Below are 14,887 nucleotides of genomic sequence, written 5' to 3' on the forward strand. Positions count from 1 at the left end.
CAGCATCGCTGCAAAGCCCGAACAGTACCGCTGCAAAGGCCAAACAGCAGCGCTGCCAAGGCTTTGCAGTAATTTGGAAGAAATAGTCGGTAGATACAAATTGGAATTCATGTCGGCTCAGATATAGGCTAATCGCCACGCTACAGCAGTGCTTCGAGTACTTTCAAGTCGTCGTCGGTAGTGGCCCAACTGGTGACAAAGCGGCATACGAAGGCATCAGTACCCGCAGGCTCCCAATGGGTGAAGAGCACATGCTTCTCCAATTCGGCCACACGCTCATTGGGGATAACGAAGAATTGCTGATTGGTGGGCGAATCGATGAAGAACTGATAACCACGCTCGCTGAACAGTCGGCGCATCTTCATGGCCATGTCGATGGCATGCCGGGAGATGCGCAGGTAGAGATTGTCGGTGAAAAGCGCGTCGAACTGGAGTCCCATCAACCGCCCCTTGGCAGCCAATGCGCCATGCTGTTTCACGACGGTAAAGAACTGGCGGGGCGCACCCTGGGGGAACACCACGGCTTCGCCACAGAGTGCCCCCACCTTCGTGCCGCCGATATAGAAGGCATCGCAGTGGGCAGCGATGAAAGGCAGGCTGACATCACAGCCCTCCGACATCAGCCCATAGCCCAACCGCGCACCGTCGACAAACAGCTTCAAGCCGTATTGACGGCACGCTTGCCAAATGGCATCGAGTTCGGCAGCCGTATAGACAGTACCCAACTCCGTGGGAAACGAGATATACACCAAGCCCGGTTGTGCCAGGTGGTCGCGACTCTCGTCGTTCTCAAACCACTCCATATACTCCTTCAGATCGGTGGCCTGCATCTTTCCGTCGTGCGCAGGCAGCTCTATCACCTTATGACCGGTAAACTCTACTGCCCCCGCCTCGTGGATGCTGATATGTCCGGACTTCACAGCTATAGCTGCTCCGTAGGCAGGCAGCAGGGCGTCTATCACCGTCATATTGGTCTGAGTACCTCCTGCCAGGAAGAAGACGTCGGCATTCGGGGCATCACATGCCTCACGAATGCTCTGCCGGGCCTGCTCGCTCCATTCGTCGAACCCATAGGTGAGGCTCTGTCTGCCGTTGGTCTCTACCAAGTGCTGCAACACCTGTGGGTGCGCACCGTTATTGTAATCACATTCAAAAGAAATCATACGCTATTCTGCTTTACTTTGTTTTAGCCGTACAAATGTAGGGCTTTCTGACGATATATCTATATTATAATAGGTGAAAATCATCAGTCAGTCCTCACATCCCTTGAGGGATTATTTAGGTTTTATTACAAAATTACAAGATAGTATCAGCATTGGATAAAATAGTATCAGTGAAATAAAATTTTATTATCTAACTTTGCGAACAAGAAAACCTACTGACATTCTCTGGCGAAAAACTAATCTACTAAACCATTTCGCAACAGACGCAGACAAATCAAAGAGAAAGATAGGGAGACCTATGTTACATTGACAATAAATAACTGAAATAATAGGACGAAATCTCATGAAACAAAACTCATCTTAAAACAACGTGCAGTGGGGGCAAACTTGCCTGCACACAAAGCTTTGACATTTGGAGACGACTCCAAATACCACAATCTATTAAACGTTTAACCTATAGAAAATACCTAAAAGTATGACTCTTCATTTTAGAAAGACAGCTTTGGTCATGGGTGCTTGTGCCACATTAGGGCTCACCTACTCACCACAAGCGTTGGCTACTTTGCCTAATTCCTCTGTCAATGAGGTGCAACAGGCCAAGAAAGTTACCGGTCACATCGTAGATTCTCAAGGACCCGTTATCGGCGCAACCGTACTGGAGAAAGGTACTACCAACGGTGCTGTTACCGACCTCGACGGCAATTTCAGCATCAATGTGAAACCGGGTGCAACCCTCGTCATCAGCTATATCGGCTACAAGACGCAGGAAATCCAAGTAGGAAACCAATCAAATATCTCGCTTACACTTCAGGCGGAAGACACCAGTCTCGACGAAGTGGTAGTCGTAGGTTATGGTGTACAGAAGAAGAAACTGGTTACGGGTGCTACCGTCGAAGTGAAAGGAACGGATGTACAGAAGCTCAATACCACCCAGGCATTGGGCGCATTGCAGAGCATGAGTCCCGGTGTCAATATCCAGGCCGTATCGGGTAGGCCAGGCGATGGATTCAAGGTAACCATCCGCGGTGCAGGTACCAATGGTGATACCAAGCCTCTCTACGTAATCGACGGTGTGGCCGGTGGTGACATCAACAACCTCAACCCTGCCGACATCGAGCGTATCGACGTGCTGAAAGATGCTGCTTCGGCAGCCATCTACGGTTCTGCCGCTGCCAACGGTGTCATTCTGGTGACCACACGCCAGGGTAAGGAAGGTAAGGTACAGGTAAGCTACGACGGCAACATCGGTTGGCAGAACGTATATCGCATGCCCGACTTGCTGACAGCCAAGGAATACATGCAGGTGCAGGACCTCGTAAGAAACAACAGCGGAGTAGAACCTTGGAACTGGAGTAAGTTTATTGACGCCGACCTCTTGGAAGCTTACAACAACGGAACGAACAAAGGTACAAACTGGCTCGACCTCTTGCGCAACAAGAATGCAGTCACCACAAGCCACGCCATCAATATTACCGGAGGTACAGACCGCTCCAGATTCAGCACAGGTCTAGGCTATCAGTATCAAGATGGTGTATTCGGTGGCGACGTTGCCAAGAGCGATTACCGCCGTTTCACACTGCGCCTGAACTCCGAACACGTCATCTACCGCAACAGCAAGGGACTCGATGTAGTGAAAGTGGGTGAAAATGTATACTACAACCATCGCGAGAATCAGGGTATCCAGATTGGCAACCAGTATGGAAACACGATTTCCGACATGCTCCGTGCCAACCCATTAGTGCCTCTGTACAACGCTGACGGCAACTATTTCGGCAACGACGACCTGAAGAATTCGGGAACTGACGGATGGTACACCTACAACTCTTATACCGTAAACCCTTTCTACGTATTACAGAACTCACAAGGTGCTAACAACAAGAGCCGTGGTTTCAATATCTCAGCAGTGGGCTACTACGAGATTCAGCCCATCAAGAATTTGGTTTATCGCGGACAAATCAACTATAACCAGAGTTCATGGTCATACCGTTCTTTCCTGCCTAACTTCAACGCAAACGAGAATACCGCAGGTATGAAACGTACCACAGACCAGGTTACACAGCAAGCCGGACTCGGTTGGGGATGGAGCAGTACCCACACCGTCAGCTATAAGTTCGACCTGAACAAGATCCATCACCTCGACGTATTGGCAGGTATGGAATACGGCGAATCAAAGCCTACCTTTGGCGAAGACATCAGTGCTATTTCTACCACCAGTGTCTTTGGCGACTTCCGTCATGCTTATCTGTATCTGACTAACGACAGAGGCGGTAAGGCTACTGTAGACGGTAAACCTTACGGCGACTCACGTGGTCTGTCTTACTTCGGCCGTATCAACTACGACTACAACGAGACCTACATGCTGACAGCCATCTTCCGTGCCGACGGTTCTTCTATCTTCGCTCCCGGACATCGTTGGGGTTACTTCCCCTCTGTATCTGCCGGATGGGTTGTAAGCAACGAGAAGTTCATGGAGTCTACACGCAGTTGGATGGACTACTTGAAGCTTCGTGCCAGCTGGGGACAGAATGGTAACAAGAACATCGTAGACAACTTCGCTTATCAAGCAACCTTCGCATTCGATGCTAAGTCTAACTATTCGTTCAATAACAACAAAGACAGCTACACATCAGGAGCCTCTCCATCGCGTTTGGCCAACCCTGAATTGACATGGGAGACATCAGAACAGACTAACGTAGGTCTTGATGCCCGCTTCCTGAACCAGCGTTTGAACGTGAACTTCGACTGGTATTACAAGAAGACCAAAGACTTGTTGTTGAGAGTTCCGGTAGCAGCTACGACCGGTTTCGACGACCAATTGCAGAACGCTGGTACTGTTCGCAACACCGGTATCGAACTTGGTCTGAACTGGCAAGACAAGGTTGGCACAGACTTTACCTATGGCGTGAACTATAACATCGCTTATAACAACAACAAAGTTATAAAGGTTAACAGCACTCGCAAGTACAATGAGGGTGGTAACGATAACCTCGCACAGAACACAGGTATCATGGCTCGCTTCGAAGAAGGATTCCCCATCGGTTACTTCTACGGCTATAAGACAGAAGGTGTCATCCAGAACCAGAGCGACCTAGAGGCTTACATCGCCAAGAATACTGGCGGCGATGCCAGCAAGACCTTGCAGGGAACAGGCTTGAAGCCGGGCGACCTGAAGTTCGTAGATACCAACAGTGACGGTGTCATCAACGCTGAAGACAAGACTAATCTGGGCAACCCCACTCCTGATGTAACGATGGGTCTGAGCCTGAACGTAGGCTATAAGGGATTTGACTTTGCCGTTACAGGCTATGCAGCACTTGGACAACAGGTAGCAAGATCATACCGTAAGTTCACCGACGGTGAGCAGGAGAACTATACTTCTGAAGTATATAGCTACTGGACCGGCGAAGGTACATCTAACAGATACCCACTCTTGGCCCGCATGAACACAGGTCCTAACTGGCAGCAAGTATCTGACATCTATGTAGACAATTCCGGCTACTTCCGCTTGCAGAACCTCACTGTAGGTTACGACTTTGCAAAGAGCTGGAAGGCATGTCCCTTCTCACAGCTCCGCCTCTACTTCGCAGCCCAGAACCTGTTTACCATTACCAATTACAAGGGTATGGATCCTGAGAACGGTATGGCCCTCAATGGTGCAGAACCTTGGGTAACAGGTGTTGACGTAGGCAACTACCCACAACCCCGTACATTCCTGGTTGGTGTCAATGTTAAATTCTAAATCGAAACAACAATGAAAAGAATATCATATATCATAGGCTCGCTTCTGATGGTAGCAGGGACATTCACCTCGTGTGATATTGACAATGTCCAGAACATGACGGAGTTGTCTACAGAGAACTTCCCTGCAAAATCGAGCGATGCTACAGCAGCCTTGGCCGGTATCTATGAGAACCTCAATGCAGTGATGGCCAATCCTCAAGAGTCATTCTTGTACTATTCAAACCTGGCCAGCGACGATCAGCTGGGCGGTGGCGGTGTCAACGACAAGATGATGCAGGCTCTCGACCTTATCTGTAACTACAATGCCGACATGACGAAAGACTTCTGGAGTCAGCGTTACCAAGGCATCAACCGCGCCAATACACTGATATCTTCTATTCCAAATACCAAGTTGGACGAAGAAAGCAAGGTACAGATCATGGGCGAAGCCCTCTTCCTCCGTGCCTTCTATCACTACGAACTGGCATCTATGTACGGCAACGTGCCATTGATGACCGCTCCTTCGGGAGAGACAGTGACACCGGGCGACGTGAAAGTACTGTGGGGACAAATTCTCCAAGACCTGTACACAGCAGCCACTACCATGCCTAAACAGCGCCTGACCAACGGTCACGTTGACCGCTATACAGCCAGCGCCATGTTGGGACGTGCATGGTTGTTCTACACAGGTTTCTACGGAAACGGTACAAGCATTGCCGAGCTGACCAGCAAAACCTACAAACCGCTGACCGAAGTGGCTTTGCCTAACGGCACTACGCTGACCAAGGCACAGGTGATAGCATGTATCGACGAATGCGTCAACCAGTCTGGCTACTCATTGGTTTCCGACTATCGCAACCTCTGGGCATACTCCAACAACAAGACCAAGGAAGACTATGCCTACACCAAGGGCAAAGGCCTGAAGTGGGCTGAAGACGACAACGCCATCAATCCTGAGTCAATGTTTGCCATCAAGTTCAACAAGCGTGCCGACTGGGCTACGACCATTGGCTATGCCAACGGAATGGCATTGCACTTCGGTATACGCGGTGGACAGGAACTGGGCAATACCTTCCCCTTCGGACAAGGATGGGGTGCAGGTCCTGTAGCTCCCAACTTGGTAAGCGACTGGGATACTGCTGAACCCACCGACATACGCCGTGACGCATCTGTTCAGAACGTGAACGAACTGCCGAAATATACAAAGGGTGGATGGGCCGACTTCGTTCAGGAGACCGACTTCTATGCCAAGAAGACATCTCCGGTATCTGCCAAGAACGACGGTTCTTACGAAGAAGCCTTCCCCACGACCGGTTCTAACGCCGTACCTTACCTGAGCTGCTTTGAGAGCTTGATGTACGGACCATCCAACTGGATACAGGGCAACAACAACTTCCAGCTGGGCAACATCCACGACCTCGTATTGATTCGTTTCGCCGACGTGCTTCTGATGCAGAGCGAGTTGAAGGAAGACGTTGCTGGTATCAACAAAGTGCGCGACCGTGCAGGCTTGAAGCCTATCGGCTCTTACTCTCTCAAGGCGCTGCAAAACGAGCGTCGATGGGAGTTGGCATTCGAAGGCACACGCTGGAACGACCTCCGTCGCTGGCACAATGCAGCCGAGATGTTGGCAAGACAGACCAATCAGCCCATCTACTATTGTGGAGCTCCCGACAAGAACGTTGCTCACAACGGTGGCTACGTAGAGCGCTACAATGCTACGGCTGGTTTCCAGAAGATGCCGGAGAGTCAGGTTTCGCTGGGTAGTGTAACCCAGAATGCAGGCTGGACTGACAACACCTCTGAATATCAGGGTTGGAAATAATTCACTCATCAAAAAGAAATAGAAATATGAAAAAGATATTATTTGCAGCTGCGCTACTGACTTTCATGATGGCATCTTGCACTCCACAGCAGGATGATGAGAGTCCGGCAGCCAATGTCACTTCCGAACAACTGTCCAAGGAAGTTCAGATTACAGCTAAGAAGGAAGGCAACAACAACCTCACCGTCACCACATCACCCACTCGCTACATCTATGTGTACGATGCCGAGACCAACGAAATGGTAGGTAGTGGTACTTCTGTGAAGGTACAGGTATTGCCCCCTGCCCGTACGGTGAAATACTATGTACAAGTGACAGGCTTCGATCGCTCGGTGGCAAAGTCGGAACCTAAGGCTATCGACGTGAAGGAATTCACCGACCTCGACCCAATTCTTACCACGCTCTTTGGCGATGGCAAGGGTGGTTTCACCTCTTATACCTACACTTGGAACGAAGCCGCTCCCGAAGGAGTTTGGGGTAACGGTGGCTACATGGAGTCTACCGGACCAGACTGGTGGAAAGTACAAGCCAGTGAAATAAATACCCAGGCCAAAGACAAGGGACTCGAAAAAGACGGCCTCGACGGCTGGTTCTCGATGGGCCTGGGCGCAGGTGGTGTCAAGACCAGTCGCGGTGAGACGGGAAGCGTCAGCGCTACCAGCACCAAAGTCAAAGACGGTTGGGACATCGGTACGCTCACATTCACTGGTACGATACCACTGCTAGGTGTTCTGACCAATCAAGGCAATGCCCGCCAGTACGTCTATCAGGTTCTCAAAGCCGACGGAAAGGAACTGCGTCTCTGCGCTCCTGAACCCGGAGCAGGCGACTGGGGAGCTGCATGGTTCTGGAATTTCAAGAAGAAATAGAGTTTTGGGATATGAGTATTTAGGCGAAAGCCCCGAACGGTTCATACGGTCGGGGCTTTTTTAAGAACTACACAAGAAGCCATGAAGATATTGACTTTACTTCCCGTCCTCCTGCTATTGCTCTTCAGTTGTGGCAGCAAACCGCGCTACAGAATAGAAGGTACGGTGACAGCAGGTATAGCCGACGGACAGAAAATCTATCTTGTCCCCATGACCGGGGCTAACTGGGGAAACGTAGATTCCACCTACGCACACAACGGCAAGTTCGTCTTCGAGGGCGATACCGAGCGTGTGAGCATCATCCGACTGCCCATCCGCCAGCGCATGCAAGCCCAGGAACTGCTCGTGGTAACCGAACCCGGTGTCATCAAAGTGCATCTCGATACCAACAGTACCACTGCCGGTACACCCCAAAACCATCTGATGCAACTGTGGAAAGACATCACCATACGACGCAATAAAGCCTCCAACCGCTACCTTTCGGCCAACATGCGGCATGCTCCGAAAGACAGCATCGCCCTACTTAAACAGCAGGCCGACGCAGCCGACTCGGCTTTCTACCGATTCATGAAAGCAGCCGTGAAGAAACATGCAGGTTCGACGGCAGGCAAATTCTTTCAACAATATCTCTGATTGATGCTGCTCTTGCCCCACTCTATACAAGGGCCAAGAGCCTTATAACATGCTGCCTACCCGACAACCGGCAACTAAAAACTCAAGAACTTAAAAACGTTCAAATACTGCAAGGGCTGGGCACACTCGCTGCCTAGGCTAGGCAGCATTCCTGTTACGGCCTTGCAGCAACGCTGTCAAGGCTTTGCAGTTTTTTAGTTGAAAAGATGCGAGTGGGCAGGTACTTTCATCTTGCGACTTCACTGGAATTTAAAAGTCACAGTCTACCTTCTTCCCGATAGCTATAGTAAGCCCCGTCGACAACGATTACATGGTCGAGAAAGTAGATGCGCATCAGCTCGCAAGCCTTCCTGACGCGTTGCGTCAACTCGTCGTCCACGCGGCTGGGCATCGTATTATTGCTCGGATGATTATGAGTCAGGGCCAGAATGGTGGCATTGCAGAGAATGGCCTCCTTCATGATGATACGCACATCGACTGCCGTTTCATTGATACCTCCATGACTGATACGCTGTGCCTTGATGAGTTTATAGTTCTGATTCATGAGCAACACCCATGCTTCTTCCACATCCAGGTCTTGCATGAGCGTGTGCATATAGTTATAGATAGCTGTCGCACTGCCCAGGTCGGCACGCTCCACGGCTTTCTCGCGCGCCCTTCGCTTGCCCAATTCGCAAGCAGCCAGAATGGTAATGGCCTTGGCTTCGCCTATCCCGTTGTAGCCCATCAGGTCGGCCACGGTCTTCTTGCCCAGCGCATTGAGGTTGTTACCGCAGTCTTTCAGCACGCGTTTCATCAAATCGACGGCACTCTCGTGTACCGAACCCGACCCTATCAAAATGGCCAACAGCTCGGCATCGGTCAGGTTCTCAGCTCCGCGTGCAAGCAGTTTTTCGCGCGGACGGTCCTCTTCGGCCCATTCATTGATATTGAGTTTCATGGTTGTTAATTATTAATTGAGAATGGATAAGTGAGGATTATGATATATTGAACACCACCATCTATATGCTCGTGACTTAGTTGTAAAATAACAACACACTGATTATCAACAATTTACGCCAAAATAGGATTTACTCTGCAAATAAGACTTATCCGTAAAAAGGAATATATGTCATATACTTTTTTGATGCAGTTTCTCTATCCGCTGGTTTTATTAAGCCAGCTTCCAATGTGTCTGATATGATACGAGATGCCACAGATGAATCATTTTTCGACAATTCAAACCTCTCTCTTACCGATTGATTGTTTATTTTTTCTCCGTCTTCATACTTCAAACATGCGTGCTGATAACAAGCAGATATTTTCTCTTGCTTAGTCATGTCTTTAAGATTTTTCTGCGGATACATGAAGATTCTTGTATGCTGTTCGCTTTTTGTAAATTTAACAGGAGGTAGAAACATTTTCTCAATAGCCTCAATAGCCCTATCTATACCGCTTCCACGCCGTTCACATATACCAAGTGTAAACATCATCTGTGCCAACTGTTCATTTCTTGATTGTGGTGGCAAATCTATCAAACGATTAATGTCATTTAGTGTAGCACCAGCATTTGTTATAGAGAGTCTATTGGAAAAAATCTCAATAGTAACAGGCATACCCGTTATACCAAAATCCTGATGGACCAGAGCGTTTGCAACAAATTCCCTCACAGCAACTCTTGGATAAGTGGGGACTGTATCCCTTTTTACCTCAATTTGCTCGCTGCTAGTGTTACGCATTATGAAATCAACCAATCCTTCAAATCCAACTGCATATCCATAAACTCCATGCTGTTCAAATTCTTGTTGGCGATTATTCGTGCCAATATATTTGCGTACAATAACTTCATGTCCTGTCATATTAGGGAAGTCCAAGAGACTGTTTGCAAAAAGGACAGCACCAAGATTCGTTATACTCCATGTTGTTTCCACTTGTTTGCAAAGATGGTAATCGTCAAGCCTTTCAATTATTGCATCAGTAGATTGTGGAATGTTTTTATCAAGCAAACGATACAGTGCCTTGTAATTCAGTAATTGAAGAACTTCTTCTTTTGTCAAGTTCTCTTTGGCTATCTGCTGCTCAAAAGTTATACCCTGAGAAGTTGCTATCAGCGCTTTTACCTGATTCCTAGACATCTTTACAGTCTGGCCGGCAGAACGACAATATGATGCATAAATATCTTTTCCACGCAAATGAACTGGTTTATCGCTCTGCTCAGGAATATAGATAAAAAGTATAGAATGTCCTTCAAAATCCATGACGGAATGTTCAATAGGAATTGAATAAACTAAATTATTTTGGGCAATATTTCCTAAAGTTTGAACTATTTTATCTATTTCTTCCTTCGATATATCGAAACATGTACCATCATTATGAACACCATAGACAAGAATACCACCACCCTTCAAATTGGCAAAGGCAGAAAGATGCTGAGCCAGGCGTTCTGTCTTGTCAGACAAGCCGCTCTTCCAATCCAGCTCGTTTAACTCAGACGGAATAGGATAAAGACTGTCCTTCAGTATCTTTATAGCATTTTCTTTCCAATTCATATTATATATATTAATCTAACTATTAATCAAGCACTCCATCAATCGCATCTATTGATTTACGAAGTTCAAAATCTGCTCCCCACAGAACATATCATAATTCTCAACCTTCAATTATCAATTATAGAAGTTCTTCTCGTATGCACTGAACTCGTCCTTGCGCAGTACGATGCGCTTCCATGTAGCTTCGAGGAATCCACAACCGTAGCCCATGAGTTGAATAAAGGCTGCAATGACGGACAATCCACCTACACGGAGACTCTTGTTTTGCAATGTAGAATCGACAAAAAGAAGCAGGGAGTAGAGCAACAGAGGAATCGCAGCAAAAGTACAGGCCCAAAATCCGACTGCATGCTGCATGTCGGTCTGCCCGAATACGAGATTGACCATACCGATAATGCCCAATATCAGCAACAGAAATACACCCACCGTAAATACCATCGGGAGCAGATGGACGAGCTTCAGCGAATCTGGATATTTCTTATATAAATTGATACGCGCGATACCACTATTATATACCTGCCGCCAGAACTTTACGAAATCGGTACGGCGTTTGTGCCACACCCACGCTTCGGGGAACAACCTGCAACGGTAGCCACCCTTGAAAATACGGATGCTGAAGTCTATATCTTCGCCAAAACGCATATTGGAGAATCCTCCAAGGTCGCGATATACATCGCTGCGAATACCCATATTGAATGAGCGGGGATAGAATTTGTCGAGCTTTTTCTTACCACCACGAATACCGCCGGTGGTGAAGAAAGAGGTCATGCTGTAGGAAATGGCTTTCTGAACCGGCGTAAAAGAATCGTGTGCACAGTCGGGGCCGCCGAAAGCATCGGCCGGCACACACTTCAATTCGTCATCGACGGCCTTCATATACCCGTCGGGCAACACTACATCGCTATCGAGAATCAGCAGATATTCGCCCTGAGCCACACTCGCTCCATAGTTCCGGCTCTGCCCCGGACCACTGTTTGTCTTCGCATAATAATGCAGATTGAGTCGGTCGGCATACGCATCGCACACCTCCTTACAAGGCACTTGCGAGCCATCTTCTACAATGACGACTTCAAAATCGGTTACGGTCTGATGGGTAAGACTTTCCAAAAGTTCGCTCACTTCATCGGGACGATTGAATACAGGTACGATAACAGAGTATTTCATGTAGCAGACAGGCTTTTATAAGAAACAGAAAAGGCAAAGAGACTCTGCCTCCGCCTGGGAGACGACAAGAATCTCTTTGCCCTGAAAAAATATTATTCGTTTACGCGGTTCAGGTAACTTCCGTCGCGTGTGTCGACCTGAATCAGGTCGCCCTCATTGATAAACAACGGTACACGAACCTCAGCACCTGTCTCCAGTGTAGCCGGCTTGGTAGCGTTGGTAGCTGTGTTGCCCTTGATACCCGGCTCTGAATGAGTGATACGGAGTACGGTCTTGACAGGCATTTCAGCAGACAGGATAGTGCCGTCTGTGGTATCTGTAACGACTTCTACCACGTCACCTTCCTTCATAAAGTCTACACCCTCAATACCTTCCTTGGCAATAGGAATCTGCTCGAAAGTCTCCTGATTCATAAAGATGTAACCTGTAGGGTCTTGATACAGATACTGATAGGGGCGACGCTCAACACGTACATCCTCCAACTTGAATCCTACCTGGAAGGTACGCTCCAACACGCGGCCGTCAGAAACATTTTTCAGCTTTGTGCGCATCACCGTATTGCCCTTTCCAGGCTTTACATGCTGAAAGTCGATACATGTCCAAATCTTACCATCCATACGGATGCAAGTTCCGATTTTAATTTCCTGTGAATTGATCATATTTGTTTTATTATATAATTTACACGTTCAAATATATGTCTGAAATCGCTTGCAAAGTTACGAATAAAATACAAAATACGCTCGAAAGTAGCTGAAAATTAGTCTATTTCTTTGTCATTTCGAAAATTATGAGTACTTTTGCAGCCCAAAGCGAAGAAACAAATAATAATAAAATAGAACTAAAATGAAAAGAACATTTCAGCCTCACAACAGAAGAAGAGTGAACAAGCACGGCTTCCGCGAGAGAATGTCAACGAAGAATGGTCGTCGCGTATTGGCCGCTCGCCGCGCACGTGGACGTAAGAAACTCACCGTTTCAAGCGAGCATCACGGCAAATAAACTGTGAACAGATTTAAGTTCTTTTTCTACAAAGAGCTTCAACATACCCCCTTGAGGAATCTTTCTCATGGGGGTATGTTGTGTTTGGGAGGGCACTGGCATGGGACGCTCGAAGCGTGTATGCACACTTTTTCGCCGATTCACAACGGTTTATCGAAAAATTACTTATCTTTGCATAACATTCCAATCATAAAGCAAGATGAAATCATCTGAATTCGTCAACAAATTCAAAAGCCGTTATTTCTGGGGCAACATCCTGGCCATGATTATCGTCGTGGCAGCACTTGGCTTCGGTGTTAAGTACGGCCTTGATGTCTATACGCATCATGGCGAATCCATCACGATACCGAATATCAAACACATGAACGCCACCGATGCCGAGCACATGCTCGACAATCTAGGGCTAACGATGGTGGTCACGGACACGGGATACGTGAAGTCGCTGCCTGCCGACTGCATTCTGGAGCAGTCGCCCGAAAGCGGTGAGCGTGTGAAGTCGGGACATATCGTCTATGTAACTATCAATTCGCTCCAATCACCTACCATTGCCTTGCCTGACGTCATAGACAACAGTTCGCTTCGCGAAGCCATTGCCAAACTCTCGGCAATGGGATTCAAGCTCACAGAACCGCAATATGTGGCGGGCGAGAAAGACTGGGTATACGGTATCATTGTGCGTGGCCAGCATGTAACGACAGGCCAGCGCATATCGGTAGAAGACTCACTGACGATACTGGTGGGCAACGGTCAACGCTCGGCCGATGACTCCATAGACTATATAGAACCCAGTGCCGACCCTATATTTGAGGAAGAGAAAGGCGAAGTGGACGAGTTCCAAGAGGTGACCGTGCCAGAGGAACAACCCGCAACGACGCCCAACAAAGAGTAGTTAACAAGACAACAGCTTCGCAACACATGACAGAAGAAATTATAGACGAGATAGAAGACAGCGACGAAGGCCAACAGCTCTACGAGCACTGGAGGGTGGAAGTAGATAAAGGACAGGAACCTGTACGCATAGATAAGTACCTGACCGAACGCAATCCGTATATCAGTCGCAACCGTATACAGGCAGCAGCCGAGGCCGGCGCCATCCGTGTAAACGACAAACCGGTGAAGAGCAATTACAAGGTCCGACCGCTTGACGTCGTCACACTGATGCTCGACAGGCCGAAACACGATACCAGTATCGTGGCCGAAGACATCCCCATGAACATCGTCTATGAAGACGACGCACTGATGGTAGTCAATAAAGAGGCCGGAATGGTGGTGCATCCGGGAGCTGGCAATTTCACCGGCACACTCATCAATGCCGTGGCCTGGCATCTGAAAGACTTGGAATCGTTCGACCCCAACGACCCTGAAGTGGGATTGGTACATCGCATAGACAAGGATACCAGCGGTCTGCTGGTGGTGGCAAAGACTGCCGACGCCAAGTCGAATCTGGGCAAACAGTTCTTCAACAAAACCACTCACCGCAGCTACAATGCACTGGTATGGGGCAATTTCGTAGAAGACGAAGGACGTATCGAGGGCAACATAGCACGCGACCCCAAGGACCGACTGCGCATGACGGTGCTTGCACCCGACAGCGAGATAGGCAAACCAGCCGTGACGCATTATCGTGTCATCGAACGATTTGGCTATGTGACGCTCATAGAATGTATCCTGGAGACTGGCCGAACCCACCAGATACGTGCCCACATGAAGCACATCGGACACCCCCTCTTCGGCGACGAGCGCTATGGCGGATGCGAAATCCTGCGCGGACAACGCAGCAGCACGTACAAAGCCTTTATCATGAACTGCTTCAAAATCTGCAACCGGCAGGCCCTACATGCCTGTACCCTGGGATTCGTACATCCCACTACGGGCGAGCAGATGGACTTCACGAGCGACTGGCCCGACGATTTGAGTATGCTCGTAGAGAAATGGAGACACTTCGTACACGGCACTACGGCCGATACTTTTGAAGAAAAATAGAAA

At 48.5% G+C, this 14,887-nt stretch carries 12 protein-coding genes; 7 read left to right on the top strand and 5 right to left on the bottom strand.

The features are described 5' to 3' along the window. Positions 1-140 precede the first annotated feature (140 nt). Positions 141-1,163, bottom strand: coding sequence for a threonine aldolase family protein (locus ACZ42L_RS08005; RefSeq protein WP_464715770.1), 1,023 nt, complete (start codon positions 1,161-1,163; stop codon positions 141-143). Between the two features lie 475 nt (positions 1,164-1,638). Between ACZ42L_RS08005 and ACZ42L_RS08010 the strand changes: the two genes are divergently transcribed. The 4 genes from ACZ42L_RS08010 (at position 1,639) to ACZ42L_RS08025 (ending at position 8,210) form a co-directional block, all read left to right on the top strand. Then, positions 1,639-4,902, top strand: coding sequence for a SusC/RagA family TonB-linked outer membrane protein (locus ACZ42L_RS08010; RefSeq protein ID WP_464705755.1), 3,264 nt, complete (start codon positions 1,639-1,641; stop codon positions 4,900-4,902). 12 nt (positions 4,903-4,914) lie between these two features. Continuing rightward, the gene (locus tag ACZ42L_RS08015) at positions 4,915-6,708 is read left to right on the top strand and encodes a RagB/SusD family nutrient uptake outer membrane protein (protein WP_464702339.1); all 1,794 of its coding nucleotides are present in this window, start codon (positions 4,915-4,917) and stop codon (positions 6,706-6,708) included. Positions 6,709-6,734: 26 nt separating this feature from the next. Further along, positions 6,735-7,577: a hypothetical protein gene (locus ACZ42L_RS08020; RefSeq protein WP_464698025.1), complete on the top strand. Its 843-nt coding sequence runs from the start codon at positions 6,735-6,737 to the stop codon at positions 7,575-7,577. 81 nt (positions 7,578-7,658) lie between these two features. After that, complete coding sequence (locus ACZ42L_RS08025; protein WP_464715771.1) at positions 7,659-8,210, top strand: DUF4369 domain-containing protein; 552 nt, start codon at positions 7,659-7,661, stop codon at positions 8,208-8,210. A gap of 256 nt (positions 8,211-8,466) precedes the next feature. On the opposite strand, the gene radC is transcribed toward ACZ42L_RS08025, so the two are convergent. The 4 genes from radC to efp all read right to left on the bottom strand — a co-directional run bounded on the left by radC (position 8,467) and on the right by efp (position 12,561). Continuing rightward, the gene (gene radC, locus ACZ42L_RS08030) at positions 8,467-9,150 is read right to left on the bottom strand and encodes a RadC family protein (RefSeq protein WP_464715772.1); all 684 of its coding nucleotides are present in this window, start codon (positions 9,148-9,150) and stop codon (positions 8,467-8,469) included. Between the two features lie 148 nt (positions 9,151-9,298). After that, positions 9,299-10,738 carry an ATP-binding protein gene (locus ACZ42L_RS08035; protein WP_464715773.1) on the bottom strand — a complete coding sequence of 480 codons (1,440 nt, stop codon included), beginning with the start codon at positions 10,736-10,738 and terminating at the stop codon, positions 9,299-9,301. Between the two features lie 114 nt (positions 10,739-10,852). Next, the gene (locus tag ACZ42L_RS08040; protein ID WP_464715774.1) at positions 10,853-11,902 is read right to left on the bottom strand and encodes a glycosyltransferase family 2 protein; all 1,050 of its coding nucleotides are present in this window, start codon (positions 11,900-11,902) and stop codon (positions 10,853-10,855) included. Between the two features lie 92 nt (positions 11,903-11,994). Next, the gene (gene efp / locus ACZ42L_RS08045) at positions 11,995-12,561 is read right to left on the bottom strand and encodes an elongation factor P (protein WP_464698033.1); all 567 of its coding nucleotides are present in this window, start codon (positions 12,559-12,561) and stop codon (positions 11,995-11,997) included. 184 nt (positions 12,562-12,745) lie between these two features. On the opposite strand from efp, the gene rpmH reads away from it, so the two are divergent. The 3 genes from rpmH (at position 12,746) to ACZ42L_RS08060 (ending at position 14,884) form a co-directional block, all read left to right on the top strand. Next, positions 12,746-12,901 (top strand): 50S ribosomal protein L34, encoded by a 156-nt coding sequence (gene rpmH / locus ACZ42L_RS08050; RefSeq protein ID WP_464698035.1) that lies wholly within the window; start codon positions 12,746-12,748, stop codon positions 12,899-12,901. Positions 12,902-13,100: 199 nt separating this feature from the next. Next, the gene (locus tag ACZ42L_RS08055; protein WP_464702343.1) at positions 13,101-13,790 is read left to right on the top strand and encodes a PASTA domain-containing protein; all 690 of its coding nucleotides are present in this window, start codon (positions 13,101-13,103) and stop codon (positions 13,788-13,790) included. 26 nt (positions 13,791-13,816) lie between these two features. Then, positions 13,817-14,884 (top strand): RluA family pseudouridine synthase, encoded by a 1,068-nt coding sequence (locus tag ACZ42L_RS08060; protein ID WP_464715775.1) that lies wholly within the window; start codon positions 13,817-13,819, stop codon positions 14,882-14,884. The last annotated feature ends 3 nt before the right edge of the window (positions 14,885-14,887 follow it).

The sequence above is a fragment of the Prevotella mikamonis genome, assembly GCF_055381405.1.

Bases quoted from the DNA above. Each gene is read 5' to 3' on its own strand.
- ACZ42L_RS08005 (WP_464715770.1), bottom strand. From the start codon at position 1,163: ATGATTTCTTTTGAATGTGATTACAATAACGGTGCGCACCCACAGGTG.
- ACZ42L_RS08010 (WP_464705755.1), top strand. From the start codon at position 1,639: ATGACTCTTCATTTTAGAAAGACAGCTTTGGTCATGGGTGCTTGTGCC.
- ACZ42L_RS08015 (WP_464702339.1), top strand. From the start codon at position 4,915: ATGAAAAGAATATCATATATCATAGGCTCGCTTCTGATGGTAGCAGGG.
- ACZ42L_RS08020 (WP_464698025.1), top strand. From the start codon at position 6,735: ATGAAAAAGATATTATTTGCAGCTGCGCTACTGACTTTCATGATGGCA.
- ACZ42L_RS08025 (WP_464715771.1), top strand. From the start codon at position 7,659: ATGAAGATATTGACTTTACTTCCCGTCCTCCTGCTATTGCTCTTCAGT.
- radC (WP_464715772.1), bottom strand. From the start codon at position 9,150: ATGAAACTCAATATCAATGAATGGGCCGAAGAGGACCGTCCGCGCGAA.
- ACZ42L_RS08035 (WP_464715773.1), bottom strand. From the start codon at position 10,738: ATGAATTGGAAAGAAAATGCTATAAAGATACTGAAGGACAGTCTTTAT.
- ACZ42L_RS08040 (WP_464715774.1), bottom strand. From the start codon at position 11,902: ATGAAATACTCTGTTATCGTACCTGTATTCAATCGTCCCGATGAAGTG.
- efp (WP_464698033.1), bottom strand. From the start codon at position 12,561: ATGATCAATTCACAGGAAATTAAAATCGGAACTTGCATCCGTATGGAT.
- rpmH (WP_464698035.1), top strand. From the start codon at position 12,746: ATGAAAAGAACATTTCAGCCTCACAACAGAAGAAGAGTGAACAAGCAC.
- ACZ42L_RS08055 (WP_464702343.1), top strand. From the start codon at position 13,101: ATGAAATCATCTGAATTCGTCAACAAATTCAAAAGCCGTTATTTCTGG.
- ACZ42L_RS08060 (WP_464715775.1), top strand. From the start codon at position 13,817: ATGACAGAAGAAATTATAGACGAGATAGAAGACAGCGACGAAGGCCAA.